This window comes from Amycolatopsis sp. NBC_00348 (assembly GCF_036114655.1).
Lineage (GTDB): Bacteria > Actinomycetota > Actinomycetes > Mycobacteriales > Pseudonocardiaceae > Amycolatopsis.
This window is the reverse complement of sequence record NZ_CP107994.1, coordinates 741,886-766,249: the sequence shown is the minus strand read 5'-3', so window position 1 is coordinate 766,249 and position 24,364 is coordinate 741,886. Positions and strand designations below refer to the sequence as shown.

Below are 24,364 nucleotides of genomic sequence, written 5' to 3'. Positions count from 1 at the left end.
GGGCCCTTCCGGCATTCGAAATCAGCGAACCTACTTCTTGGCAGCCGACGTGCGCTTGGCCGGGGCCTTGGCTGCGGCGGGCTTCTTCGCCGCCGCGGTCTTGGTGGCGGCCGGCTTGGCCGCTGCCTTTGCCCGGGTGGTGGTGGCCTTGGCGGCGGTGGCCTTGGCCGGGGCGGCCTTGGCGGCCGCGGTCTTCGGGGCGGCCTTGGTGGCGGTCGCCGCCTTGGTCGCGGTGGCCTTGGCGGCCGGCTTCGCCGTGGTGGCGCGCGTGCGGGTGGCCGTCGCGCGGGCGGTGGCCGGCTTGGCCGCGGCCGCGCGGGGCGTGGTGGCCCGCGTGCTGGTGGCCTTCGCCGGGGCCGACGCCTTCGCCACGGACGCACGAGTCGTCGTGGACGCCGCCGTGGCGCGCTTCACCGGCGCAGCCTTGGCCAGCTTCTTCGTGCCGGAGATGACGTCCTTGAAGGTGGTGCCGGCGCGGAAGGCGGGCACGTTGGTCTTCTTGACCTTCACGGCCTGACCGGTGCGCGGGTTGCGCGCGGTGCGAGCGGCGCGGGCGCGCTTCTCGAACACGCCGAAGCCGGTGATGTTCACCTTCTCGCCCTTGTTGACCGTCCGGATGATGATGTCCACCAGACCGTCAACGGCCTGCGCAGCCACCTTCTTGTCGTCACCCAAGCGCTCCGACAGAGCCTCGATCAGCTGGGCCTTGTTCGTCATTCCAGTCCTCCAAAGTGGAACTCGTCAGGCCCGTACTGGCCGACGTCACACAGAGTATTACCAGAACGGCTGAATCTCCAAACCTGGTGACCACGAACTTCGTTGCGCCGCACCGCAGAGAGTCGGCGAGGCGTCCATATAGGACATCGTGATGTCGATCATTTGTTCTAATCCGAGCAGGTCAAGGCTTGCCGCAGCTCCGGAATCGACACGTCCGGCTGCGCGAGAGCACGGCGGGCGAGGCCCTGGGCCATGGCCTACGCCACGGCAAGAGGAGCCCAGCTCGCCTGGAGGGCGGCCGAGCAGACGCAGTCACGTGCTCGCCTCGGCTTGCGGGTCGCCGCCGCGGGACTCCTTGTCTGCTGCCTCGGAACGCCGGCGCAGGGTGGCGCGGTACCGGCTTCCCGAAGCCCCGCGAGGTTTCCGATCGGGCGTCCCGGGAATCCGGGGGTACGACCAAGATCGGGAAAGAGGGCCTCCCATGAGGGCATTGGTGTACCAAGGACCGTACGACGTCACCGTCAAGGACGTCGCGGACGCGCGGATCGAGGACCCCAAGGACGCGATCGTCCGGATCACCACGACCAACATCTGCGGCTCGGACCTGCACATGTACGAAGGCCGCACCGACGTCGAAGAAGGCAAGGTCCTCGGCCACGAGAACATGGGCGTCGTCGAGTCCGTCGGCGATGCCGTCGAGCGGATCGAGGTCGGCGACCGCGTCTCGCTGCCGTTCAACATCGCGTGCGGGACCTGCGGCAATTGCTTCAAGGGCCTGACCGGCTTCTGCCTGCGCGCCAACCCCGGTTCCGCGGGCGCCGCGTACGGCTACGCCAGCATGGGCCCCTACAACGGCGGCCAGGCCGAATACCTGCGCGTCCCGTGGGCCGACTTCAACGCGCTCGTGCTGCCCGAAGGCACCGAGCACGAACTCGACTACACGATGCTCTCGGACATCTTCCCGACCGGCTGGCACGGCGTCGAACTCGCCAAGATGCAGCCCGGCGAGACCATCGTCGTCTACGGTGCCGGGCCCGTCGGGCTCATGGCCGCGCACGCCGCCAAGATCAAGGGTGCGTCCCGCGTCTTCGTCGTCGACCAGCAGCCCGACCGGCTCAAGCTCGCCGAGCAGCTCGGCGCGATCTCCGTCGACCGCTCCGCCGGCGACGCCGTCGAGCAGCTCACCGACCTCACCGACGGCGGCGCGGACCGCGGCGTCGACGCGGTCGGCTACCAGGCCCACGGCGCCGACGGCGTCGAGCAGCCGGAGATCGTCCTCAACGAGCTGGTCGCCGCGGTGAAGCCGACCGGTGGCATCGGCGTCGTCGGCGTCTACGTGCCGCAGGACCCGGGCGCCGAGGGTGAGCTGGCCAAGCAGGGCAAGCTGGCGTTCGACTACGGCACGTTCTTCTTCAAGGGCCAGTCCATGGGCACCGGCCAGTGCAACACCAAGCAGTACAACGCGCAGCTGCGCGACCTGATCACCGAAGGCATCGCCACGCCGGGATTCCTGGTGTCGCACGAGCTCAGCCTCGACCAGGCCGCCGAAGGGTACGAGCACTTCGACAAGCGCGAGGACGGCTGGACGAAGGTCGTCCTGCACCCCTGACCGCCGAGGAACTCAAGCCGTGACCAGCCCGTCAGGGCAGGTCACGGCTTTCCTCGCTTGAATCCTACAGATCGACGGTTTCGTTGCTGCCGGGGTCAGGAGCCGACCCGGTGACCCGCGCCTTGGCCATCTCGAACAACGCCCGCGGTTTGCCGCCGGGGGTCGTCCAGTACTCCGCCGACTGCGCGTCCACCTTGAGCAGCACGACGTCCGCGTCCTCCGGACCACCCGGGAACCACGCCTCGACGAACTCGTTCCACAGCGCCTTCTTCCGGGCGACGTCGTCCACCACGGACGCGGCACCGCTGAGCGACAGCCACGAACCGGAGCCGGCGTAACCGACGTTGACCCGGCTGTCGCGGGCGACCTCGTCCACCATGTCGGCGCTTCTCGCGACGAAGAACCACGCCGACCCGTCGAACTCCACCCGCTGACCGGTCATCGGCCTGCTCACCAGCTTGCCGTCGGCCTGATGGGTGGTGATCATCGCCGTACCGACCTTCTTCGCGATATCGGTGACGATCTGGTTGTCTTCGGCACTCATGTCCGCTCCGCTCTCTCGACGATGTCGCGTGGTCAGGCCGGGTGGACAGCGTCCGGCCGGTGGACGGCGGTGCGCCCGGTCTTTTCGCTCCGGACCAGGAACTGCGGGGCGTCCGTCGAACTCTCGTTGCCCGCGTCCCAGCGGACCCGATCGCCCTTCTTGAAGTCGTGAGCCATGGTTGGGTCTTCCCGTTTTCGGCCGGTTTACTCATCCACCGTGCCTTGGCACCCACCCCCACGCCGGGCAGAAAGCGAGCAGGGTGGCAGCACGACTCGTGCCGTGGGCAAGGTGACCGAGGCCCTCGAGACGATCGAACGCGCGCGGGGGCACCTCTACGCGTTCCTCCAGCAGACGGGCTGGGCCGACCTCCTCTTCGGCGACGCGGTGGAGCGGCTCGAGAAGGCCGGCCACACGGCGTGGGCGGAGCGGATCCGCGAGGAGCTGATCGGGCTGAACGTGCTCCCCAACGCGCCATCGCCGACTGCGGCGGGAAGCAGGTCATGTTCTGGCGACAACTCGACCCCGACCGAAGTACAGATAAGTCTTCCGGGCGCCGGCCTGGTGGCCACCGAGCACCCGGACCTCGCCGGCACCGGCGGTGAAAGCGCTGTCTCCCGTGCCGGGGAGTTCACCAGTACCGCACGGAACAGATCCAGCACGGCGCCGTCTTCTCGTCGTGCTCGCACAGTGCGTTGCAGGCGGCTTTCGCACGCCCGTGGTCCGTCAGGCGTCCGCGCAGCCACTCGCGTGCGGTCAGGCGCCGGAGTTCGGGCAGCTCCGGGGCATCCGCGTTGTGCTCCCGCTGGAACCATCCGTTAGCGGCCATGGGGACGGCACCTCTTCGTCTCGTGGTACTGGAAGCGCTTTCCCGCTGGTCACACTCCCAGCATGCGCCGCAGGTCCGGGGCGTGGCGCCGGGAAACGGGGACCAGCTCGTGGGTCCGGGAGTCCATGATCAGGAACAGCTCTCCCTTGATGCCCCGCTCCACTTCCGCCACCCGGCGCAGGTTCACCAGGAAACGGCGGTGCGCCCGGCGGAATCCGTAGGACGTCAGGGACCGCTCGACGTTGTCCAGGCCGCGGGTCGCGGCCTGGATCCGGCCCCGTTCCGTGACCAGCCAGACGATGTTCCGCTGGGCCTCGGCGTAGCGGATCTCCGACGGGGCCAGCAGGACCAGCCGGTCGTTGCGCATCCCGATGACGCACCGGGGCAGCGGTCCGACGACGTCGTCGGCGCCTCCCCCGTAGGCCTCCCCCTCCTGCACCCCGAACGCGCACAGCATGCCCACCACGTGGTTCGCGTCGACGACGGACCGCATGGTCACCGGCGTGGGCTCTTCACCGGGACGCACCGGCAGCCGGGCGTGGCCGCTCCACTCGGCGCTTCCCCGCGCCCGGTCCTTCGCCCACCGCAGCACTTCCGGCAGTCCCGTGATGTCCGGGGTCCACCGCCGCGCCGGTTCGGTCACCCCCGTGACGATGCGGGCTTCGCCGGTCAGCCCGAGCATCGCGACGGCCGATGCGTTCGCGGCGAGCACGTTTCCCCCGCGATCCACCGCCAGGAACGAACCACCGGCGTGCGCGCACTTCCTGGTGAACTCGGCGACGACCTTGTCGGCTTCGTAGATGGCGCGCCGGTAGATCTCCTGTTCCACGAACGCGGCCGCTTGCGTCAGCCACGGCGGCACGCGCTCGGACAGCGACGCGTTCCACCGCGAGATGTTGATCGACGCGACCGGTGCACCGGTCACCACGTCGCGGATGGAGGTGCCCGCGCACGCCCACTGGTGGAACGCTTCGCACCAGTGTTCCGGCCCCGTCACGGTCACCGGACCGGACACCTCGAGCGACGTCCCCATCCCGTTCGTGCCGGTGCACTCCTCCGACCACGACGACCACGGCGCGAGGTTGTGCAGTTCGGCGCGCCGCTGCGCGGTGGGGTCGCCCCAGGCACCGAGGACGCGCCCGTCCCCGTCCGTCACGGTGACGACGGCGCCGTCACGCTCCACTTCCCGGCCGGCCAGCGCACCGAGGCCGCCGAGCGCGGTGAAGATCACGCCGGTGTCGCTCCGCCGGCCCTCGTCGCCCCGGGCCTCCGGCGCGACGTCCAGCGCGCGGTCCACGTCGTAGCGATCCCGGCACCGGTACCACGAGGCGAGGATCTCGGGCCGGACGCCCGTTTCGATGTTTTCGCCCCCGGCGAAGTCCTCCCACGCCCGGGCCACTTCCTTCGCCGACGAGGTGGCCATCAGGGAGCCGGCGGACCCGGGCCGGCTCGGTGCGATCACCAGTGGCGGCACTGTCCCGGTCATCGCGACCTCCTTGTCGCCGGGCGAAGGGTCTCACGACTTGTCCACGCCGTTCGGCCACTTCGCTGTAGAACTACCCGGACGAACGGGTGGGCTGGCGAAGAATTCCGGGCAGGCTCCGAGCATATGCCCGGCTGGTGGCCAAACGCCGTCCCGACCGCCGATGGGTGAATGGCCGCCGCCCGTCATCGCCGCACCACCGTTCGTGGGACGTTCGCCCGCAGTCATCACGCGCGGCTTGCCCTCGCTCCGATGCCCGGTTTAGCTTGCTACGAAGGCCAATCGCCGCGCCCGGGCCCGACAGACCAAAGGCGGTCTCCGCATGGCACAGGTACGCCAGCTCGACCCGAGCTCCCGCAGCCGTGGTGGCGCGTCGGTGTTCCAGGCGTGGGAACGGTTCGCGCGAGGCGGGGACGACCTCAGCGGGGTGCGGCCCGAGATAGCGATTTCCTGGCACCGGTGCCGGGACCAGTACCGGGTCGACCCGGGCCTGACCGAAGCCCCGGCGGCCGTCGCGGAGGTCGGCCACGCGCCGGAGCACGACGTCGTGTTCGCCGAGCTCGGCTTCCGCGCCGCCTCGCTGGCCCACGAGGTCGGCACCCTCGGCGGCATCGTGACCATCACCGACGGCACCGGCCGGGTGCTGGCCCAATGGGGCGACCAGGCCACGCAGGACGTGGCCGCCGAAGCCAACCTGGCCCGGTGGTTCTGCTGGTCCGAGGGCGCCACCGGGACGAACGGCATGGGTACCGCGCTCATGTCCTACGCCCCGGTGCTGATCCGCGGCGCCGAGCACTGGTGCCGGGCGTTCCACGACTGGACCTGCGCCGGGGTGGCGATCCGGGACGTGGTGACCCGGGAACCGGTCGCGGTGCTCAACATCTCGTGCTGGCGCGGCGACCTCCCCGGCACGGTAGGAGCCTGGCTCGGCAACGCCGCCACGATGACCCAGCGCATCCTGCGCCGGCGCGCCAAGGACGACGGCGCCGAGCTGATGGCCGCCTTCGGCCACGTCAGGTCGGGCTCGAGCGCGGCGCTCGCGGCCGTGGACGCCGCGGGCCGGGTCGTGCTCGCCGACGACACGGCGGGCGTGCTCCTCGGCATCCCGGGCTCCACACCGGCGCCCGATCCCGCGGTGCGGTGGAAACCGGAGCTGCCGGAGTTCATCCGGGCCGCCAAGTACGCCGCCGCCCAGGCGGTGCGCAATCCCGACTGGGCCGGTTCGACGCAGATCGCCACCCGGCTGGCCAGCGAACCGACGTCGATCAGCTTCCAGCCGGTCTTCCTGTCCGGGCACCTGGTCGGCAACGTCGTTTCGTTCGGTGTGGCCGAAGGGGATCCGTTGCCCCGGGCGAAGGAGGACGTGCCGCCGCACGTGCAGCCGCACCGGATGGTCGCGACCCGCGAGAACCGGATGGTCCTGCTGTGGCTGCCCGAAGTCTCCTTCGCCCAGTCGGACGGCAACGACGTCTGGCTGTCCACCGACCAGGGACTGCTGCGCTCCGCCTCGCCGGGCCTCGACCGGCTCGAAGCCGAGCTGACCGATTCCGGGTTCCTCCGGGTGCACCGCCAGTACGTGGTGAACCTCAGCCGGATCCGGGAGGTCGAGCGCCGGCACAAGGGCGAGCTGTTCCTGGTCATGGACGACGACGCCCAGACCATGGTGCCGGTCTCCCGGCGGAACGCCCCGACCGTGCGCCGGGCGCTGGAGATCTGACCGGCGCTCGTCAGCCGCGGTACCGGTGCACGTCACAGACGCAGTACATCAGGCGGCAGTCGAAGCACGCGGGCTTGTCGACGCACGTGATGCAGCGCCCGCAGCGCACCGGCTCGGTGTGCCGCGCGACGTCGTCGGGCCCGTAGCGCTCGCCGCAGTACAGGCACGGCAACCGCACACTTCCGGGTATCGACGGCTGGTCCATCACATCACCTCGGTCCCGTGGCCGGGCCGTCGCCGCGGCGACGGCCCGGCCACGTCAGCGGTGGTTTCCCGTCACAGGGCGAAGACGATCAGCGCGGCACCGTGTCCCTGACCGGACATGCCGGGGACGATGCCCTCGAGCCAGCCACCCCAGCCGACCGGCACCGCGATGTACTGCTTGCCCTCGACGCTGTAGGTGCTCGGGCTGCTGTGGTGACCGCAGCCGCACTGGAAGCTCCAGAGCTTCTCCCCCGTTTCCGCGTGCAGCGCCAGGAAATCGCCCGCGGGCGTGCCGGCGAACACGACGTTCCCCGCGGTGCTGAGGGTCGACGCGGCCATCGGCATGCTGTCGAGCCGGTGACGCCACTTCTCTTCACCGTGGGAGTCGAACGCGCTGACCGAGCCGGCCATGTCGTCGATGTCGACCTCGACGGCGGCGCCCCAGTAGGGCATGCCCTCCTTGAACTCGCGACGCCGCCGGGTGGCGGTGGCGCCCACGTCGGCCACCGGGACGTAGAACAGGTCGTGGTCCGGGTTGTACGACGCGTGCGTCCACTCCTTCGCGCCGGCGGGGCCGGGGAAGAAGTGGCAGGGCTCGCCTTCCTTGTCCGGGTACTTCCGCGCGGTCACCTTGCCGTCGCGGGTGATGACACCCCAGTCGATCCGGTCGACGAACGGCGTGACGTGCTGCAGCTCGCCGTTGGTGCGGTCGAGGACGAACATGTACCCGTTCTTGTCGAAGTGGGCCAGCAGCTTCTTGCCGTCCCGCTCGAACAGGGTCATCTCCATCGTGGAGTCGTAGTCCCACAGGTCGTGCGGGGTGAACTGGTAGTGCCACTGGATCTCACCCGTGTCGACGTCCAGCGCGACCACGCTGTCGGTGTAGAGGTTGTCCCCTTCACGGACCTCGCCGTCGAAGTCGGGAGCCGGGTTCCCGGTGCCCGCGTAGTAGAGGTTCAGCTCCGGGTCGAAGCTTCCGGTGACCCAGTGGTTCGCGCCGCCGCGCTGCCAGGCCTCGCCGTCGGCGGGCCAGGTCTCCGAGCCGGGCTCACCCGGCTTCGGCACGGTGTAGGTGCGCCAGCGCCGCTCGCCGGTCTCGAGGTCCCAGCAGTCGATGTGGCCGCGGACGCCGTACTCGCCGCCGGAGGACCCGGTGATGAGGGTGTCCTTGATGACCAGCGGGGCGATCGTGGCGCTCTCGCCGGCCCGCACGTCACCGATGGGCTTCTGCCAGATCTTCCGCCCGGTGGTGGCGTCGAGCGCGACCAGCTGGGCGTTCTGGGTCACCATGTAGACCTTGCCGCTCGCCACCGCGCAGCCGCGGTTGACGTTGGCGCAGCACAGGGTCACGTCGATCGGGATCGCGTGCTTGTAGCGCCACAGCTGTTCGCCGCTCTTCGCGTCGAGCGCCCAGAGCCAGCCGTCCCAGCCGGTGACGAACATGACGCCGTCGACGACCAGCGGGCAGGCCTCGAACGCGTAGGTCGACGTCGAGGCGATCATTCCGCTCGCCCCCGCCTGGAAGATCCAGGCGACCTTCAGGTCCTTGACGTTCCCGGCGTCGATCTCCTCGAGCAGGCTGTGCCGCTTGCCGTCGTAGTCGCCGTAGTAGGTGATCCAGTTGTGTGATTCGCTGCGCGCCTGGAGGATGCGCTCGTAGCCGAGGCCGCGCGTCACGTCCGGCGCGCGGTGCGGCAGGTTGGACAGCTTGCCGTGGTCGATCGCCTTGCCGGCGTCGAGGTATTCGATCGTCATTGTGGTTCCTGCCTTTCTACGGCCGCGGCTGGGCGGGTCGGTCGAGCTTGGCCTCCGGCGGCACTTCGCCGGTCACGACGATGGCGGCGGTCAGGCCCCGGCCCTCGTCGTTGCCGGCCGGCGAGCCGTACCAGTAGCAGCCGGGACCGTCCAGTTCGAGGGTCGCGCTGCCCTTCGAATGGTTCAGCAGGCCGATGAACTGCTTGTCCCCGTTGCTGGGCAGCAAGCAGGCGTGGGTGTTCTTGTCGTCGTTGATGATCGTCAGCTCGAGGACGCCGGAGTGCGGCATGATCAGCACCCCCGGTTCCCACGCCATGGCGTCCTCCCGGATCCGGATGGTCGCTTCCATCGTCCCGTCGGCACGCTCGGTCGCCTTGGCGATCGTGCCGGACCCGAGCACGGCACCGATGGTCGCCTTGTTCTGTCCGCGGAGTTCGACCAGGAGGTCTTCTCGTTCCTGGGCAGTCGTCATCGGACCTCACCTCCTACAGGTGCTTCGGACTTCTGTTGTCCTGCAACGCGTTCGGACTCTACCGCCGGGCACGTCCGCACGATATCCGTTGCCACAGAACAGCCGGGGCCCACCGTTCGGCCGCCGAGAGGTACCGTTCACCGCAGGTCGAACCGGTCGAGTTCCATGACCTTCACCCACGCCGCGGCGAAGTCCCGGACGAACTTCCCGCCCGCGTCGTCGCTCGCGTACACCTCCGAAAGCGCTCTCAGCTCGGAGTGCGAACCGAAGAGGAGGTCGACCCGGCTCGCGGTCCACTTCACCTCGCCGGTGTCCCGGTCGCGGCCCTCGTAGATCGCGCTCCAGCCGGCCCCGTCCCGTTTCGGCGCCCACACCGTCGCCATGTCCAGCAGGTTGACGAAGAAGTCGTTCGTCAACGACCCCGGCGCCGAAGTCAGCACGCCCACCGGAGAACGCCGGTGGGTGACTCCGAGCACCCGCAGCCCGCCGAGCAGCACCGTCATCTCGGGCGCGCTCAAGGTCAGCAGGTTCGCCCGGTCGACCAGCAAGTGCTCCGGTGGCAGCCGGAAGCCGTCGCGCAGGTGGTTCCGGAAGCCGTCCGCCCAGGGGTGCAACGCGCCGAACGACTCGACGTCGGTCCACTCCTGGGTCGCGTCGGTGCGCCCGGGCCGGAACGGGACGCCGGCGTCGTGGCCACCGGCCGCGGCGGCGTGCTCCACCGCGGCGCATCCGCCGAGCACGATCAGGTCGGCCATCGAGATACGTTTGTCCCCCGGCTGCGCGGCGTTGAACCGCTCCTGAATCCCTTCCAGCACGGGCAGGACGACGTTCAGCTGCCCGGGTTCGTTGACCGGCCAGCCGCGCTGCGGTTCGAGCCGGATCCGCGCGCCGTTCGCGCCGCCGCGCTTGTCGCTGTCGCGGTACGTCGAAGCCGACGCCCACGCCGTCGCCACGAGCTGGGTGGTGGTCAGGCCGGAGCCGAGGATCTCGCGCTTGAGGACTGCGACGTCGCCGGCGTCCACGAGCTCGTGGTCCACGGCCGGCACCGGGTCCTGCCAGATCAGCGGTTCGGCCGGGACGAGCGCCCCCAGGTACCGCCGGCGCGGGCCCATGTCGAGGTGGGTCAGCTTGAACCAGGCCCGCGCGAACGCGTCCTCGAACTGTTCCGGGTGCTCCAGGAACCGCCGCGAAATCGCCGCGTAGACCGGGTCCTCCTGCAACGAGAGATCGGTGGTGAGCATGACCGGGTGGTGTTTCACGTCCGGGTCGAAGGGGTCCGGCACGGTGCCCTCGCCCTGGCCTTCGCTCGGGATCCACTGCCACAGACCGGCCGGGCTGAGCTCGACGTCCCACTTGTACGCGAAGAGCGTCTCGAAGAACGTGTGGTCCCACCGGGCGGGTGTGCGCGTCCACATCCCCTCCAGCCCGCTGGTGACCGTGTCCGCCGCGATGCCGCTGCCGTGCCGGCCGGTCCAGCCCAGGCCCTGCGCGGTGAGCGGCGCGGCCTCGGGTTCGGGCCCGCAGACCGCGTTCGGCTCCGCCGGGCCGTGGGTCTTGCCGAAGGTGTGCCCGCCCGCGATGAGCGCCACCGTTTCCTCGTCGCCCAGCCCCATCCGCTGGAAGGTCTCCCGGATGTCGCGGGCCGCGAGCCGCGGGTCCGGGTTGGTGGCCGGGCCCTGCGGATCGACGTAGATCAGCCCCATCTCGGTGGCGGCCAGGGGCTCGTCGAGCTCGCGCAGGCCGCTGTAGCGCTCTTCGGCCAGCCACTTGCGTTCCGGACCCCAGTACGTCTCGTCGGGCTCCCACACCTCGGTGCGGCCACCGCCGAACCCGAAAGTCTTGAAGCCCATGGACTCCAGTGCCCGGTTGCCGGCGAAGACCATCAGGTCCGCCCAGGAGATCCGGCGGCCGTACTTCTTCTTGACCGGCCACAGCAACCGGCGCGCCTTGTCCAGGTTCCGGTTGTCCGGCCAGCTGTTCAACGGGGCGAAGCGTTGCATGCCGGCAGCGGCGCCACCCCGGCCGTCGCTGACGCGGTAGGTGCCCGCGGCGTGCCAGGCCATGCGCAGCACGAGGGGACCGTAGTGCCCGAATTCGGCGGGCCACCAATCCTGGGACGTCGTCAGCACCTCGTCGATGTCCCGCGCCAGTTCGCCGAGGTCCACGGTCGCGAATTCCGCGGCGTAGCCGAAGTCCGCGGGCGGGCGCCGGCGCAGGGCCGTCAGGTCGACCCGGTGCGGCCACCAGTCGTTGGCGTCGCCGCTCGCCACCGGCGGGTTCCGCCGCCGGGCCGCCCGGGTCGTGCCCAGGACCTCGTCGTAGGTGCGGTAGACGTGGGTGTCGGGATTCTCGGGCATCCGGTGTCACCCACGGTTCAGCCGAAGGCCAGTGGCAGCAGGATCGCCGCGCCGAGCAACGCGATCCCGCTGAACAGGTCGGACCGGACCCGGACGACCTTGGCGGCCAGCCGCCCCACGTACAGGCCGGCGAACGACATGATCACGGTCATGCCGCCGAAAGCCAGCATCGGGACCACGAGGGAGAACCCGGCGATGCCCAGGCTCGTGCCGGCGATGAAGTTGTCGATGCTCAGCGAAAGCGGCATCCCGAAGAGCGTCACCCAGGGGTGGTCCATGTCCTCCGGCTCCGGGTGCCGGATCGCCCCGACGATGAAGTACACCCCGTACAACCCGAGCGCGGCCGCCCCGATGTACTCGGCCCAGTCACCGAGGAAGTCGCCCAGGAAGTGACCGAGGAATCCGCCCAGCAGCGGCCCCACCGCGTCCCACACGCCGAAGACGAGGGCCACCTGCAGAGCGCGCCGCCAGCCGAACGGGATGGTGCCGATGGCGATCGACGAGCGGAAGTTGTCGAGGCTGAGACCGAAAGCGAGGGCGATCAGCGGAAGGAATTCAAGCGTCACTCGAACCACCTCGTGAGAGTGATCAGGGTGGCGCAAGGCCCCGGGAGCCGGGGCCTCACGCCGACGCGGGGACCCGGCTGTCAGCCCCGGTAGAAGTAGCCGGTGACCTCAGCGCACACCTCGACGATCGTGTACTCCGGAGTTTCCCACTGCATGTTTTTCCTCCTCTTTCGCGGACATCGAAGAGCATCTGGGATCCGGTGGAGGCGCTACAACCGATCTTGGACCAGCGGTCGGCAACCGGTGCCGAACGGCGCTCCGCGGCCCACGAATGGGACTACCGCTCGCGCGCCGGAACCGTCGGCCTGCGGTGGACGAGCTGCCCGCCGGGATCCTTCTGGTTGGCCCGGAGCAGGGCGTCCTGCACCAGGTGGTGGTCCGGCGAGTGCCGGCACACCGGGTCGGTGCGTCCCGCGTCGCCGGTCAACGCGAAGGCCTGGCACCGGCAGCCGCCGAAGTCCAGCTCCTTGCGCGGGCAGCTCCGGCACGGGTCGGGCATCCAGTCCGTGCCCCGGAACGCCTCGAACGCGGCCGACTTCGTCCAGATCCACGCGAGGTCGTGGTCGCGCACCGAAGGGAACTCCATCGTCGTGATCCCGGCGGCCACCGGGCAGGGGTAGACGACGCCGTCCGGGGCGACGGTCAGCGCCGTGCGCGCCCAGCCGCCCATGCACGGCTTGGGGTAGGTCTCGTAGTAGTCCGGGAGGATCCAGAGCAGCTCCAGCCGCTCCGCCAGCTCGGACTTCCGGCGGGCGTAGACGCCGACCGCCTCGTCCAGCTGGGCCTTGCTCGGCATCAGCGGTTCGCGGTTGCGCAGCGCCCAGCCGTAGTACTGGGCGTTGGCGAGCTCCAGCCGTTCGGCGCCCCACTTCACGCAGACGTCGATGATCGCGTCCAGCCGGTCCAGGTTCAGCCGGTGCAGGACGACGTTCATGTTCAGCGGCAGCCCGGCGTCGCGGATGACCCGCGCGGCCGCCTCCTTCTTGTCGAAGCGCTTGCTCGCCGCGATCAGGTCCGTCGCCTCGGCGGCGTCACCCTGGATGCTCAGCTGGGTGCTGTTGAGCCCCGCCGCGACGAGCGATTCCGCGCGGCGCTCGGTGAGCCCGAGGCCGCTGGTGATCAGGTTCGTGTACAGGCCGAGGCGGCGGCACTCGGCGACCAGCGTCTCCAGATCGCCGCGGACGAGGGGTTCCCCGCCCGAAAAGTGGACCTGCAGGACGCCGAGCCCGGCCGCTTCGCCGAGCACCCGCAGCCAGTGCTCGGTGCCGAGCTCGTCCTGCCGCTCGAGCAGCGCCAGGGGGTTCGAGCAGTAGACGCAGTGCAGCGGGCACCGGTGGGTGACCTCGGCCAGCAGGCCGTAGGGCGGCGGTGCGGTCACTTGACCACCACCCAGCCGCGGCCGCTGGCGTCCTGGAGGAACGCCATGACGTCGCTGGTGAGATCGGTCGCCTCGAAGTCGTGCTCGAGCCGCTCGACCAGCTGCCGCACGGTCCGGCTGCCGTCGCAGAGTCCCAGGATCGCCGCCCCGGACTTGTTCAGGAGCACCACCCTCTCGGGCAGCAGGAGCAGCTCCACGTCCCGCACGCTGTCGTGCTTGAGCACCGCTTTGGTGGCCAGCCGGGGCGTGGCCGTCAGGTCGCCGGTGTCCATCACGACCTCTTGCCGTACGCGAGCTGCACGGCGTCGAGCAGGCTCCAGAGGACGTCGCACTTGAACTCCAGCGCCCGCGCGCAGGCGTCCTGCTGCTCCCGGGACTTCGCGTGGCCGAGCACCAGTTCGAGCAGGTGCGCGATGTCCTTCGGCTGCTGGGTGAGCCGGGCCCGGAAGTAGTCCAGGCCTTCCGGCGCGATCCACGGGTAGTGGTGCTCGACGTCGGTGATCCGCCGGCTGAGCAGATCCGGCGCGAACAGCTCGGTCAGCGCCGACGCCACGGACTCCAGCCACGGCCGCCGGCGGCAGAAGTCCACGTAGGCGTCCACGGCGAAGCGCACGCCGGGCAGCACCGTGTCGTCGTCGAACAGCTGCTCGCGGGTCAACCCGACGGCTTCGCCCAGGCGCACCCACTTCTCGAGGCCGCCCTCGTCCCCCGTGCGCCCGTCGTGGTCGATGATGCGCCGGATCCACCGGCGCCGGTCGTCCCGGCCGGGGAGCTTGGTCAGGATGAACGCGTCCTTCACCGGCAGGTTCACCTGGTAGTAGAAGCGGTTCCGCACCCACCCCCGGAATTCCTCTTCGGTCAGCGAGCCCGCGTGCATCCGTTCGTTGAACGGGTGCAGGTGGTGGTACCGCTTCTCCCCGATCGACCGCAGCCGCGCTTCGAACTCCTCCGTCGCTTCCGAGGACCAGGCGTTCACACTTCCACCTCCAGGCCGGCCCGACCGACCTCGATGCCCAGGTCCGTCAGCCGGCGTCGCTCCGGGGACTCTTCGTCGAGGATCGGGTTCGTGTTGTTGATGTGCGTGTAGATCTTCCGCTTCGCCGGCAGCGCGGCCAGCGCGCGAGCGGAGCCGTCGGCGCCACCGACGGGCAGGTGTCCCATCGAGCGCCCGGTCCGGTTTCCCGCGCCCTGGCCGGACATTTCGTCGTCCGTCCAGAACGTGCCGTCCAGGAAGACGCAGTCGGCCGACGCCACCTGCTTGGCGAACGCCGCGTCCCACCGGGGCAGCGTCGGCGCGTACACCACGGTTCCGCCCGTCACCCGGTCTTCCAGCCGGAACCCCACCTCCCACTCGGCCGAGGCGCACGGACGCCCGACGTAGCGAGGTGCCTTGGACCCGGTCGGGAAGGCCGTCACGCGCAACCGGTCGTCCAGGTCCAGGGGCAGCCCGGTGTCGAGCCGGGTCCAGGAGAGGTCCGCGTAATCGCTGAGCAGGTCCCGGACCGGGAAGGACGTGGTCAGCGCTTCGAGCACGGGGGACGTCCCGTACACCGTCAGCGCCGACCCCTCACGCAGCACCAGCAGGCCGATCGTGTGATCGAACTCCGCGTCCGTCAGGAGCACCCCGGCCACCGGTGTTTCGCGGATCGCCGGGCCCGGGTGCAGCGCGGGATCCGCCGCGATCTGGTGGTGGACGTCCGGGGTCGCGTTCAGCAGGAACCACCGCTCACCGGTTCCGGAGACGGCGATCCCGGCGTGGGTCGTCGCGGCTTCGGGCTTGGCACGGGCCTTCCGGCAGCCGGCGCACGCGCAGTTCCACTGCGGATATCCGCCGCCCGCCGCGACTCCGAGACAGTGAACGAACATGTCCCTCCCGAGCTCGGCTTTCTCCCGCAACCTTCATCGCCCCGCGCCGGACCTGGCAACCGATCGCGAACGACCGGTACCGGATCACGGACGAACGGCGACCGTCCCCGCACGAGCGGACCGCACCGGCCGCTCAGTTCGCCGGGGTCCGGATTCCGGCCAGGCGGGCCGCCGCGGCGAAGCCGTCGTCGGTGCCGGGCCAGTGGGCGCGCACGGCGTCGAGCCCCGCGCGGCGGACGACGCCGCGGAGGACGGCCGTGACGATGATGGCGTCGTCGGCGTGGCCGAGCACCGGGATGAAGTCGGGGATCAGGTCGATCGGCATGGCGAGGTAGACCAGCAGGAGGCCGAGCCGGATCCGGATGCCGCGGGGCAGGGCGGGGTCCGCGGCCAGGCGCCGGATGAGCCGCAGCACGTCAGGCAGCAGCCGCAGGGCCTCGCGCAGGAGACCGCCCCGCGGCCGGACGACGACGAGCGCGACGATCAGCGCGAGCCAGGCCAGCACGAGCGTGATGGCGGCGCCGATCAGCAGGTCCCACCAGAACGAGCCGGTCACTGCCGGCCGACGGCGCGGCGCCGGAGTGCCGGGCGGCCACGAGGTTCGACACCCATTCCGCGCACGTTACGCCCGTAGCATCCGGCTGGTCCAGGCGTGACACAAGCGCCGAGGCATCCGTCACGGTCCTGTGTGGACGAACGACCTCGGGTACCGATTCGCGTCGGGCTGCTCAGCTCGTGCCCGTGAGGTGTGCGTAGGCGACGATGTTGTCCAGGTAGCTGCGCGCCGCCCGGTCGAATTCGCCGCCGCAAGTGACGAGGCGTAGGCCCGCGTACTCGACGGCTCCGTAGACGTCCTCCGCCGGGAAGCGGCTCTTCGGGTACTGCCTCAGCGCGTCGACCGTGAACGTTGCCGTTTTGCCGTCGCTGCGGCCGATGTGGATCTCGGCCCCCGGCGTGAGCTTGGACAGCCGGTAGAACACGGCCGGGCCGCGGTAGGAGTCGATGTGGCCCAGGATGACCGACGCACCCGCCTCGCCCGGGGTCGGGCCGTAGTCGTACCAGCCGGCTCGGCTGAAGTCCTTGGGCGACTCGACGGTCCGGTCGGGGTTGAGGCCCAGCGACAGCAGCGAACCGTCCACGCCGATGCTGGGCACCTGGATCGAGACCGGCGTCGACCGGGGCAACGGGACCGTCGGGCGGGTGGGCGGGCGGCCGGTGGTGGGCGGCGGGGTCGTCGTGGTCGGTGCGGGGACGCTGCCGGCCGCGGCCACGGGGGCCTGGGCGGGCTTGTGGGTGACGCCGGCCCAGACCAGGCCGCCGCCGGTCAGGGCCAGCACCACCGCCAGCGCCGGCAGGAGCGCGCGGCGGCGCCGGCGGGCGTCGGCTTGACGCCCGCCGGGCTCGGGAACCTGGTCAGCCACGGGTTTCTTCGTCGCCGCCCGGACGGCGATGACGGCTCACGGCGACCGCCGCCGCGCCGGCGATCAGGACCGCTCCGGTGGCTGTGAGGGCGACGCCGGTCTGGTCGTCGCTCGCCCCGCCCGCCCCCATCGCCGGCGCGCCCTTCGGCACGGTCGGCGTGGCGACCAGGAACGGCGCGACGGCGGCGAGCACCGCGGCCTTGTCCTTCGAGGTCTCGGTGTTGCCCATGAAGACCCCGCCCTTCGCGGGCAGGCCGAGCAGGTTCCCGACGATCGCCGCGTGCCGGGCTTCGACACCGAAGATGCCCGCCGCGGCCTGCAGGATGGTCTTGTCCTTCACGAAGCCCGCCGCACCGAGGTACGCGCCGACGCCGACGTTCTCGAAGGTGTGGCTGGCCGTCAGGAAGCTCATGCGGTTGTCGAACGCGGCCCCGAAGTTCACCATCGGCGCTTCGACCGGGGTCCCGCCCAGCTTCTTGATCGTCGCGGTCAGGGTCGTGACGTGCGACTCCTCGTCGGACTGGATCTGCTTGAGGTAGTCGGCTTCCGCCCCGGAAAGGGCGACGGCCTGGTTGCCCTGGACGTAGAACGCCGATTCCAGGTACTCCAGCGTCAACGCGTAGTTGAGGACGTCGAGGTCGCTGCCGAAGTCGCCGGCCTGGGCCAGCGCCCAGCGGTTGCCGAGCGCGCCGAGTGCCAGCCGGGGCGAGACGTCGGTGGCCTGCCCGTGGATGAGATCACGCCTGTTCATGAGTGCTTTCCTTACGAGGTCGGGAAGTCGGGAGAGGAACGGCTTGACGATGGCGAGGACTTCGTCCTTCGTCCGCTGCTTCTCGATGGGCGCGGGGAACGGCGCGCCGCCCATGAGCGAGGCCAGCACGGCCGCGTGCCGCGACTCCACACCGGCGATGGACGCGGCCGCGCCCAGCACGTCACCGCTCTTGATCAGCCCGACCTGACCGTGGTACGCCGTCACGCCGACCTCTTCGAAGGTGGACGCCGCTTTCAGGAAACCCGCCTTGTCCTTGAACGTCTCGTCCGGGTACTTGATCGCCGGCTTGGCGACCGGGGTGCCGCCGAGCTGCTTGATCAACGCCGTGACCGCCGTGACGTGCGCGCTCTCGTGGTCGGCGATCTCGGTGATCAGCTCGAGCTCACGGCCGCTGACGAGTTTCTTCGCCAGCCCCGTGGTGTAGAAGTCCGACTCCAGGTACTCGAGTGTCAACGCGTAGTCGAGGATCTCGAGATCGCCCGCGTCGCCGGCGGCCGGCGCGGCGATCGCCGAGGTCACCACCGACCCCAGGCCGCCCGCGACCAGCGTCGCGCCGACCCCGACCAGACCCGCCATCCGGAGGAAGGCCCGGCGGTCGGTCTCGGTGGCGATACCCAGCACCGGCTTACCGCCGAAAACCCTGTCGTTCCTGAAAGATCGCATTCGACACCACGCTCTCTGCGCGCTGCGTCCGGCTCGAAGCCGAGCAGGCTCGTTGGTGAGATCCGGCCGGAGCAAAGAAGAAAGTCAGCGAAACCGGCGATCACCCGAGGGCGGCGGCAACCTCACCGGCTGCCGCGCACCCCGGGTCGGACCGCCTCGGCCGGATCTCGGATCGGTGTCCACCGACCACCATGGTTCGGAGGCCCACCCGATCGGGTTCACCCGGCAAGGCGACCCGGCCGGCCTCCCGAGCGCGCGGAATCTCCGGGCTCATCCCCCACCACCTGCGGCGAAACGCAGATCAGGGTGAGAAATCCCCTGACCCGATCCTCGCGAGGATCACTCTGATGGCCCAGTAGCCGCAGCACCGGTCCGTCCACGCGTCGCGCGCCGCCGGCCCGGACCAAGCTCGACGCGCCAATGCCTCGAACGCTTCATGGACAGGCAGCCCGGCCCCCGCTGCTCGAAACGAGTTCACGTTCTGTCGTTCAGACTGCCGAGACAGGAATCGCGGCCATGGAAGAACTGCTCGAGCGGGTGGCGTGCGGAGACCGTTCCGCCTTCGACCGGTTGTACCGGGAATTCTTCGGTCTGGTCTTCCACATCGTGTACAGCGTGGTGCAGGACCACGCACAGTCCGAAGAGGTCACCCAGGAGACGTTCCTCGAACTCTGGGCGACGGCGGCCCGTTTCGACGTCACGCAGGGCACCGGCGCCCGCTGGGTCACGATGATCGCGCGGCGGCGGGCCGTCGACCGGGTGCGCGCGGCACAGGCGGCACGCGAGCGCGACAACCTGGTCGCCCGCCAGGCGTTGATCCCGACCGAGCCCGATCCCAGCGAACAGGCGCTCACCGGGGCCGAGGTCCGCCGGCTCCGGGACGCGCTGGCGAAACTGCCGAAGGAGCAGCAGATCCTGCTCACGCGGGCCTACATCGACGGGATGGCCTACCGGGAAATCGCCGCGGCACTGGGGATCCCGGTCAACACCGTGAAGTCGCGCGTCCGGCTGGCCGCGGCCAAGCTCCGGGAGCTGATCCCGCGTTGAGCGCCGTCAGCCCAGGATGCCCGCGACGTTCGCGCGGTCGGCACCCAGGGTGACGTACACCCCCGCCCACGCCCGGTCGGCGTCGGACGGCGCCGCGCGGTCGCAGTAGGGCTTCCGCCCGTTGGCGGTGTAATACCGAAGCAGGGGCAGGGTTTCGTCGGTCCGGACCTGCGCCGGATCGCGGTAGCGGGCGCCCGGACCGGCCGGCTGGTGCTTCATGCAGCCGACCGGCTGGTTGCCCTCGTTGTCGAACACCGGCCCCGGATCGGGCGGGGCGGCCGAACACCCGGCGAGCAGGAGCAAGCAGGCCAGTGCGGCGATCGCGCGCATCGTCATCCGTTTCCCGTCGCGGCGCGGACGGCCAGGCCGAGCCCGACCACCAGCACCAGTGTCGCGGTGAGCACCGGCATCCAGCCGGACAACCGGGCGGCCCGGGCCCGCAGCCGGTCCATGCGGCGCATCGTCTCCAGGCGGTCGCGCAGCCGGACCAGGATCAGGCCGACGGCCGTCAGGGTGGCCGCCATGCCGAACCCGTAACCGAAGACCAGCAGGACGCCGAACCACGTCCGGCCGAGCGCGACCGCGCCCAGCAGGACGACGAGCGCCGACGGGCTCGGGACCAGTCCCCCGGCGACCCCCATCCCGATCAGTCCGCCTCGCCCGAAGCCCTGCCCGTGACCATGTCCGTGCCCGCGCCCGCGCCCGTGCCCGTGCCCATGACCGTGGCCGTGGCCGTGACCGTGCGTTCCCGCTCCGGCGACGACACCGACCAGGACCGGTTCCTCCTGCACCTGCTTCGCGCGGTTGCGCAGCGCCGACACCAGCAGCCAGGCGCCGATGCCCGTCACCAGCAGCCCGCTCGCCACCCCGAGCCAGCTCAGCACGCTCTCCCCCGCGAGCGCGCTCGACCCGCTGATGACCAGCCCCAGCAGCAGCACCCCGGCGGTGTGGGTCACCGTCACCGTCGCGCCGACGACCAGCGCGTCCCGCGTCGACCCGCGTTTCCCGGCCAGGTAGGCGGCGATCAGCGTCTTGCCGTGCCCGGGCAGGGCGGCGTGCGACGCGCCGAGGAGCAGCGACAGCAGCACGGCGAGCGCGCCCACCGCCGGGGTCAGGTCGTCGGTGCCGACCAGGTCGGTGAACGTCCGGGTGACCGTGCCGACCACGGCGTCGAGCGGCCCGAGGTGCGGGGCGACGTCGGCGGCGGCACCCCCGCCGGCCCCGGGTTCGACGCGCAGGGTGGCCTCGCGGACGTCGAGCGGGTCGGCCAGCAGGTCGTCGGGGTAGGCGCGCAGTTCGTTGCTGACGCTGGACGTCGGCAGCCCGTCGGCCGGGAGGCGGACGCCGTCGCCGACGGCGGTCATCTCGCGCCAGCCGATCCGGTCGGTGCGGAAGCCGTCGCGGATCGTCAGCGTCGCGGCCCGGTCCAGCCGAGCGGGCGCGGACATCGCGCAGGTGAGCCTGCTCGTCGCGAGCCCGGCCTGGCCCGCTGGGAACTCCAGGGTGCTGGAATTCAGTGTCAGCGGCACGAGCCGGCCGTCGACCGTGACGGGCGTGGCCGACAGCAGGGCCGCGCAGTCGACGGCGGCCCGGGCACCGGCCTCCGCGGCGCTGACCACGCCGTCGTGGTCGGTGTCCACGGCCGGCCTGTCCTGGACCGTCGGGATCTCCGCACTGTCCACAACGGACAGCAGGTCGAGTGTGCCCGGGTGCAGCGTCAGCCCGTCGTAGTGGTTGACGGTGAAGTTCCCGAGCGGGTGCGCGGCCGCGGCCGGCGCGGTGAGGAGTGCGAGCGCCAGCAGCCCGAACAGGACGGCCACGAACCGTTTCATCGCGCCGCCTTGAGCCGGTCGAGCGTCCGGCGCGCGTCCGGGGCGCCGAGCGGGGAGAAGTACGGGTTGGTGCCGAGGGCGTCCGACAGCGCGGCGACGGCGTCGGCGTTGCGGCCCAGCGCCGCGAGCGTCATGCCCCGGTGGTACGCGAACGTCGCGGTGCGCCCGCCGAGCGAGGCGGCGCGGTCGAGGTAGGTCAACGCCTCGGCGTCGCGGCCGTTGAGGTGCAGGGCCCAGCCGAGGGCGTCGGCGACGAGCACGTTCTGCCGGCGCCCCCATTCGGCCTGCGCGTGCGCCAGCGCGCCGGCGTTGTCGCCGCGGCTCGCGGCGACGGCGGACGCGGTCAGGTCGTCGGTGACCCCGGCCGCGGCGAAGAGCCGCTGCTGGCTGTCGAGCACCGCGAACTGCTGCTCGGCCTCGGGCCCGCGGCCGGCCGCGACGAGCAGGTCGGTGTACTCCTGCAGGTACTGCGGCAGCGGCACACGGGCGACGATGTCGCGGTAGCCCGCAAGAGCGTCGTCGACCCGGCCGCGCGCGGCGGCGACCTTGGCCTGGCCCTCCAGCAGCGAGACGTTCCGCGCGTCGACGGCCAGCCCCTGGTCGTACTCGGCCGCGGCGGCGTCGAGATCGCCGGAGTTGAAGGCGAGTTCGCCGAGGTAGTAGCGGCAGAAGGCGACGTCGCTGGGGCTGGTGGCGTCGGCGACCGCGCGTTGCAGGGCCGCCCGCGCGTCGTCGACCCGGCCGTGCAGCTCGAGGTCGTAGGAGGCGCGGGTGAAGGAGGACACGCCGGGCTTGTGGTCGAGCATCCGCTGGATCGCGTCGGTGGCCGCGCCGGCGTCGCCGAGCTGGGTCAGCGCGTCGGCGAGCACTCCGTAGGACTCGGCGGTGTCGGGCAACACGGCTTCCGCGCGTTCACCCCAGGTCTTGCCGGCGGCGAAGTCGTGGCGGGCGTTGGCGAGCGCGCCCATCCCGATCAGCGCCGGGCCGTTGCCGTCGGGCTGCTGCCGCAGGGACTTCTCCAGCGCGCCCTGGGCTTTCGGGTAGTAGGCGGGGTCGGCGGTGATCCGGGCCTGCTCGACGTAGGCGCTGCCCAGCTGGGCCCAGGTGAGCGGGTCCTGGGGTGTCCGACGCAGCTTGTCCTGCGCGACGCCGATGCTGTGGGCGAGCGTGTCCTGCGCGACGGGCACCGGCGCCGGTCCCGCGGCGGGCGTGGACTGACCGGCCGACACGCTGGCGACGAGCACCACCGCACCGGCGACCAGGACGGCGACGGCGAGGATCCGGCGTGACCGGGTGGAGCGTTCGGACATTCGGGGACCTCACGGCCGGACGCCGGTGGCGGGTGCCGGGCACCCGCCACCGGCGTCGGTGGACTTATTCGACCGCGGTACCGGGACGGCGGCGCAGCAACCACACGCCGGACCCCAGCAGCACCGCGGCGGCCAGGCCGCCGAGCGCGGGCTTGACCGGGAACGGGGTGCCGGCAGCGGGACCGGCGGCTCCTCCGGACGTGGCACCTCCACCGACGGCCCCGCCTCCGCCGCCACCGCCCGCGTTCACCGCGGAGTTGTGCGGCAGCGCGACGTACGGGAAGGCGCTCCCGAACGGCACGTCGTTGGCGTTCACCTTGTCCCCGGTCGCCAGTGCCGGGACGATGACGCCGGTCTGCGCGGCGCCTTCGAGCGCCTGGACCTCGATGTCCACGACGTCGTCGGTGAGCCGGCGGCCGTTCGGGAAGCCCTGCAGGTCACCGGCGAGGACACCGAGCCGGTTCGGGTTCGCCGCGACCGGCACCGCGGTGTTGAGCCGCAGCATCTCCGACGGCGTGAACTTCTTGGCGTTGACGTCGGCGTTGTTCAGCTGCGAGTTGAGGTCCGCCTTGATCGGGCCACCGGCCTTGGTGGTGACGCCGGTCAGGAAGATCTCGGCCAGGTCGTTGCGCGGGGTCGCGGGGGCCGGGAGCCCGTAGATGGCCTGGATCAGCTTGGGCACCTCGGGCGAGGTCACGCGGTCGACCAGCTCCGGGACGTTGTGGTCCTGGTCCGGGGTGAGCGCGTTGAACTTGTCCTTGAGCCCGGCGGGCACGACGACCTCGTTGACCAGCGGGTTGCCCAGGCGCGAGACCTGGACGTACGGGCCGGCCTGGGTGTTCTTGCCCGGTGTCTTGATGCTCAGCGACTGCCGTTCGGTGTCGCTCCACACGCCGATCACCGGGTTGCGGGCCGCGTTGCCGTTCAACGCGAGCGCGGACTTCGGCACCTGCAGGGCGATGGTGTTGACGTTGTAACCGCGCAGGGTGTCCTGGCCGACCTCGGACAGGTTGCCGCCGTAGAGCAGGTCGAAGACGCGCAGGTCGAGGAAGAAGGCGTCGTCGGCCTGGCCGGCGAAGCTCTTGCCGCCGCCGGGCAGGTTCGTCACGGCCTGATCGCGCAGCGCGCCGTAGTTCGGCATCGACGCCGCACCGGTGTTCGACGGCGCGGTCTTGCCGGCGTGCACGACGTTCTTCGAGCGGCCGTACTTGTCGATGACGTCGAGGTCGTAGCTCTGGCGGAACAACAGGTTCGGGTCGTCGAGCGAGGTGACCGGGCCGTTGTCGTAGAGGAACGTCGACTTGCCGCGGCGGTCGTCGGTCTTGAACGTCCACCGGTAGGTCAGGTCCGGCTTGGCGTCGCCGTCGCTGTCGATGTTGATGTCGTAGTGGGCGTCGGTGGCCCAGGGGTAGAAGTTCGGGCCGCCGTTGGGTTCCTCGAACGGGTACCAGTTGGCGACCAGCGTGACCGTGTCCGGCTTGTCCGGGCTGACGAAGGCGTAGACGTCGGTGTTGTCGACCGGCGGGTCCCCGGCGATGAGCGGCGCCTCGCGGTGGCTCGACGCGGCGGCGAGATCGGTGCCCAGGCCGATCAGCGCGCTCGTGAGCACCACACTCCCCACCGCGAGCAGGGAGAGGCCCACACGCCGGGTCCGGCGGGACGGGAGCAGTACTGGCATGCAGCAGACCTTTCACCGACGGCACCGTCGCCGGTGCCGTTCCGGGTCGTTCCCGCCCGATGCGGAAACAGCCTCCGGGCCCGTTTTTCCGGGCAAGCACGATCCCATTCGGAGCCGTGTGTGGTCCGGTTCACTCCCGAACAGGTG

25 protein-coding genes and 1 pseudogene are annotated in these 24,364 nt (G+C 70.9%); 4 read left to right on the top strand and 22 right to left on the bottom strand.

The window, feature by feature from the left end; genetic code table 11:
• Window positions 1-30 precede the first annotated feature (30 nt).
• On the bottom strand, window positions 31-717 hold the full coding sequence (locus tag OHS58_RS03720; protein ID WP_328647132.1) for an HU family DNA-binding protein: 687 nt from the start codon (window positions 715-717) through the stop codon (window positions 31-33).
• Window positions 718-1,198: 481 nt separating this feature from the next.
• Between OHS58_RS03720 and OHS58_RS03715 the strand changes: the two genes are divergently transcribed.
• Entirely contained in the window at window positions 1,199-2,326 is a 1,128-nt protein-coding gene (locus tag OHS58_RS03715) for a glutathione-independent formaldehyde dehydrogenase (RefSeq protein WP_328647131.1), read from the top strand.
• A 64-nt stretch (window positions 2,327-2,390) separates the two neighbouring features.
• On the opposite strand, the gene OHS58_RS03710 is transcribed toward OHS58_RS03715, so the two are convergent.
• Entirely contained in the window at window positions 2,391-2,870 is a 480-nt protein-coding gene (locus OHS58_RS03710) for a pyridoxamine 5'-phosphate oxidase family protein (protein ID WP_328647130.1), read from the bottom strand.
• Between the two features lie 32 nt (window positions 2,871-2,902).
• Window positions 2,903-3,046 (bottom strand): hypothetical protein, encoded by a 144-nt coding sequence (locus OHS58_RS03705; protein ID WP_326951297.1) that lies wholly within the window; start codon window positions 3,044-3,046, stop codon window positions 2,903-2,905.
• Between the two features lie 40 nt (window positions 3,047-3,086).
• Here OHS58_RS03705 and OHS58_RS48670 point away from each other — a divergent pair.
• Window positions 3,087-3,338, top strand: a pseudogene (locus OHS58_RS48670) (hypothetical protein); the annotation flags it as partial.
• Between the two features lie 160 nt (window positions 3,339-3,498).
• Here OHS58_RS48670 and OHS58_RS03700 read toward each other — a convergent pair.
• Both OHS58_RS03700 and OHS58_RS03695 read right to left on the bottom strand, forming a co-directional pair.
• Entirely contained in the window at window positions 3,499-3,696 is a 198-nt protein-coding gene (locus OHS58_RS03700) for a hypothetical protein (RefSeq protein WP_328647129.1), read from the bottom strand.
• 49 nt (window positions 3,697-3,745) lie between these two features.
• On the bottom strand, window positions 3,746-5,182 hold the full coding sequence (locus OHS58_RS03695; protein ID WP_328647128.1) for a DNA-binding protein: 1,437 nt from the start codon (window positions 5,180-5,182) through the stop codon (window positions 3,746-3,748).
• Between the two features lie 319 nt (window positions 5,183-5,501).
• Here OHS58_RS03695 and OHS58_RS03690 point away from each other — a divergent pair, with 319 nt between their 5' ends.
• Window positions 5,502-6,896, top strand: a complete 1,395-nt coding sequence (locus OHS58_RS03690; protein ID WP_328647127.1) for a DNA-binding protein — start codon at window positions 5,502-5,504, stop codon at window positions 6,894-6,896.
• A 10-nt stretch (window positions 6,897-6,906) separates the two neighbouring features.
• Here OHS58_RS03690 and OHS58_RS03685 read toward each other — a convergent pair whose 3' ends face one another.
• The 13 genes from OHS58_RS03685 to OHS58_RS03630 all read right to left on the bottom strand — a co-directional run bounded on the left by OHS58_RS03685 (window position 6,907) and on the right by OHS58_RS03630 (window position 18,308).
• Window positions 6,907-7,101, bottom strand: a complete 195-nt coding sequence (locus tag OHS58_RS03685; protein ID WP_326951301.1) for a recombination activating protein 1 — start codon at window positions 7,099-7,101, stop codon at window positions 6,907-6,909.
• 71 nt (window positions 7,102-7,172) lie between these two features.
• Window positions 7,173-8,855: a PQQ-dependent dehydrogenase, methanol/ethanol family gene (locus OHS58_RS03680; protein WP_328647126.1), complete on the bottom strand. Its 1,683-nt coding sequence runs from the start codon at window positions 8,853-8,855 to the stop codon at window positions 7,173-7,175.
• Between the two features lie 16 nt (window positions 8,856-8,871).
• Window positions 8,872-9,327 carry an MSMEG_3727 family PQQ-associated protein gene (locus OHS58_RS03675; protein WP_326951303.1) on the bottom strand — a complete coding sequence of 152 codons (456 nt, stop codon included), beginning with the start codon at window positions 9,325-9,327 and terminating at the stop codon, window positions 8,872-8,874.
• A gap of 137 nt (window positions 9,328-9,464) precedes the next feature.
• The gene (gene katG, locus OHS58_RS03670; protein WP_328647125.1) at window positions 9,465-11,684 is read right to left on the bottom strand and encodes a catalase/peroxidase HPI; all 2,220 of its coding nucleotides are present in this window, start codon (window positions 11,682-11,684) and stop codon (window positions 9,465-9,467) included.
• Window positions 11,685-11,701: 17 nt separating this feature from the next.
• The gene (locus OHS58_RS03665; RefSeq protein ID WP_326951305.1) at window positions 11,702-12,250 is read right to left on the bottom strand and encodes a manganese efflux pump MntP; all 549 of its coding nucleotides are present in this window, start codon (window positions 12,248-12,250) and stop codon (window positions 11,702-11,704) included.
• Window positions 12,251-12,330: 80 nt separating this feature from the next.
• A complete protein-coding gene (gene pqqA / locus OHS58_RS48665; protein WP_442788329.1) occupies window positions 12,331-12,405 on the bottom strand; it encodes a pyrroloquinoline quinone precursor peptide PqqA in 75 nt (24 codons plus the stop codon).
• Between the two features lie 122 nt (window positions 12,406-12,527).
• The gene (pqqE, locus tag OHS58_RS03660) at window positions 12,528-13,628 is read right to left on the bottom strand and encodes a pyrroloquinoline quinone biosynthesis protein PqqE (protein WP_328647124.1); all 1,101 of its coding nucleotides are present in this window, start codon (window positions 13,626-13,628) and stop codon (window positions 12,528-12,530) included.
• On the bottom strand, window positions 13,625-13,900 hold the full coding sequence (pqqD, locus tag OHS58_RS03655; protein ID WP_326951308.1) for a pyrroloquinoline quinone biosynthesis peptide chaperone PqqD: 276 nt from the start codon (window positions 13,898-13,900) through the stop codon (window positions 13,625-13,627). Before pqqD ends, pqqE begins: the two co-directional genes overlap by 4 nt.
• The gene (pqqC, locus tag OHS58_RS03650) at window positions 13,900-14,604 is read right to left on the bottom strand and encodes a pyrroloquinoline-quinone synthase PqqC (protein WP_328647123.1); all 705 of its coding nucleotides are present in this window, start codon (window positions 14,602-14,604) and stop codon (window positions 13,900-13,902) included. The genes pqqD and pqqC overlap by 1 nt, the downstream gene beginning before the upstream one ends.
• A complete protein-coding gene (gene pqqB, locus OHS58_RS03645) occupies window positions 14,601-15,494 on the bottom strand; it encodes a pyrroloquinoline quinone biosynthesis protein PqqB (RefSeq protein ID WP_328647122.1) in 894 nt (297 codons plus the stop codon). The genes pqqC and pqqB overlap by 4 nt, the downstream gene beginning before the upstream one ends.
• Before the next feature lie 133 nt (window positions 15,495-15,627).
• Complete coding sequence (locus tag OHS58_RS03640; protein ID WP_328647121.1) at window positions 15,628-16,050, bottom strand: YkvA family protein; 423 nt, start codon at window positions 16,048-16,050, stop codon at window positions 15,628-15,630.
• Between the two features lie 172 nt (window positions 16,051-16,222).
• On the bottom strand, window positions 16,223-16,915 hold the full coding sequence (locus tag OHS58_RS03635) for a class F sortase (protein WP_328647120.1): 693 nt from the start codon (window positions 16,913-16,915) through the stop codon (window positions 16,223-16,225).
• Window positions 16,908-18,308 (bottom strand): ferritin-like domain-containing protein, encoded by a 1,401-nt coding sequence (locus tag OHS58_RS03630; protein WP_328647119.1) that lies wholly within the window; start codon window positions 18,306-18,308, stop codon window positions 16,908-16,910. Before OHS58_RS03630 ends, OHS58_RS03635 begins: the two co-directional genes overlap by 8 nt.
• Before the next feature lie 558 nt (window positions 18,309-18,866).
• On the opposite strand from OHS58_RS03630, the gene OHS58_RS03625 reads away from it, so the two are divergent.
• Window positions 18,867-19,397: a sigma-70 family RNA polymerase sigma factor gene (locus tag OHS58_RS03625; RefSeq protein ID WP_326951957.1), complete on the top strand. Its 531-nt coding sequence runs from the start codon at window positions 18,867-18,869 to the stop codon at window positions 19,395-19,397.
• Between the two features lie 6 nt (window positions 19,398-19,403).
• On the opposite strand, the gene OHS58_RS03620 is transcribed toward OHS58_RS03625, so the two are convergent.
• From OHS58_RS03620 to OHS58_RS03605, 4 genes are all read right to left on the bottom strand, one after another.
• On the bottom strand, window positions 19,404-19,733 hold the full coding sequence (locus OHS58_RS03620) for a hypothetical protein (protein ID WP_326951956.1): 330 nt from the start codon (window positions 19,731-19,733) through the stop codon (window positions 19,404-19,406).
• A complete protein-coding gene (locus OHS58_RS03615) occupies window positions 19,730-21,229 on the bottom strand; it encodes a nickel/cobalt transporter (protein ID WP_328647118.1) in 1,500 nt (499 codons plus the stop codon). Before OHS58_RS03615 ends, OHS58_RS03620 begins: the two co-directional genes overlap by 4 nt.
• A complete protein-coding gene (locus OHS58_RS03610; RefSeq protein WP_328647117.1) occupies window positions 21,226-22,539 on the bottom strand; it encodes a tetratricopeptide repeat protein in 1,314 nt (437 codons plus the stop codon). Before OHS58_RS03610 ends, OHS58_RS03615 begins: the two co-directional genes overlap by 4 nt.
• A gap of 64 nt (window positions 22,540-22,603) precedes the next feature.
• Window positions 22,604-24,217: a DUF4331 domain-containing protein gene (locus OHS58_RS03605; protein WP_326951319.1), complete on the bottom strand. Its 1,614-nt coding sequence runs from the start codon at window positions 24,215-24,217 to the stop codon at window positions 22,604-22,606.
• Between the last annotated feature and the right edge of the window lie 147 nt (window positions 24,218-24,364).

Bases quoted from the DNA above. Each gene is read 5' to 3' on its own strand.
- OHS58_RS03720 (WP_328647132.1), bottom strand. From the start codon at position 717: ATGACGAACAAGGCCCAGCTGATCGAGGCTCTGTCGGAGCGCTTGGGT.
- OHS58_RS03685 (WP_326951301.1), bottom strand. From the start codon at position 7,101: ATGGACCAGCCGTCGATACCCGGAAGTGTGCGGTTGCCGTGCCTGTAC.
- OHS58_RS03620 (WP_326951956.1), bottom strand. From the start codon at position 19,733: ATGACGATGCGCGCGATCGCCGCACTGGCCTGCTTGCTCCTGCTCGCC.
- OHS58_RS03705 (WP_326951297.1), bottom strand. From the start codon at position 3,046: ATGGCTCACGACTTCAAGAAGGGCGATCGGGTCCGCTGGGACGCGGGC.
- OHS58_RS03625 (WP_326951957.1), top strand. From the start codon at position 18,867: ATGGAAGAACTGCTCGAGCGGGTGGCGTGCGGAGACCGTTCCGCCTTC.
- OHS58_RS03680 (WP_328647126.1), bottom strand. From the start codon at position 8,855: ATGACGATCGAATACCTCGACGCCGGCAAGGCGATCGACCACGGCAAG.
- OHS58_RS03710 (WP_328647130.1), bottom strand. From the start codon at position 2,870: ATGAGTGCCGAAGACAACCAGATCGTCACCGATATCGCGAAGAAGGTC.
- OHS58_RS03715 (WP_328647131.1), top strand. From the start codon at position 1,199: ATGAGGGCATTGGTGTACCAAGGACCGTACGACGTCACCGTCAAGGAC.
- OHS58_RS03695 (WP_328647128.1), bottom strand. From the start codon at position 5,182: ATGACCGGGACAGTGCCGCCACTGGTGATCGCACCGAGCCGGCCCGGG.
- OHS58_RS03610 (WP_328647117.1), bottom strand. From the start codon at position 22,539: ATGTCCGAACGCTCCACCCGGTCACGCCGGATCCTCGCCGTCGCCGTC.
- OHS58_RS03700 (WP_328647129.1), bottom strand. From the start codon at position 3,696: ATGGCCGCTAACGGATGGTTCCAGCGGGAGCACAACGCGGATGCCCCG.
- OHS58_RS03675 (WP_326951303.1), bottom strand. From the start codon at position 9,327: ATGACGACTGCCCAGGAACGAGAAGACCTCCTGGTCGAACTCCGCGGA.
- OHS58_RS03605 (WP_326951319.1), bottom strand. From the start codon at position 24,217: ATGCCAGTACTGCTCCCGTCCCGCCGGACCCGGCGTGTGGGCCTCTCC.
- OHS58_RS03615 (WP_328647118.1), bottom strand. From the start codon at position 21,229: ATGAAACGGTTCGTGGCCGTCCTGTTCGGGCTGCTGGCGCTCGCACTC.
- pqqD (WP_326951308.1), bottom strand. From the start codon at position 13,900: ATGGACACCGGCGACCTGACGGCCACGCCCCGGCTGGCCACCAAAGCG.
- pqqB (WP_328647122.1), bottom strand. From the start codon at position 15,494: ATGTTCGTTCACTGTCTCGGAGTCGCGGCGGGCGGCGGATATCCGCAG.
- katG (WP_328647125.1), bottom strand. From the start codon at position 11,684: ATGCCCGAGAATCCCGACACCCACGTCTACCGCACCTACGACGAGGTC.
- OHS58_RS03690 (WP_328647127.1), top strand. From the start codon at position 5,502: ATGGCACAGGTACGCCAGCTCGACCCGAGCTCCCGCAGCCGTGGTGGC.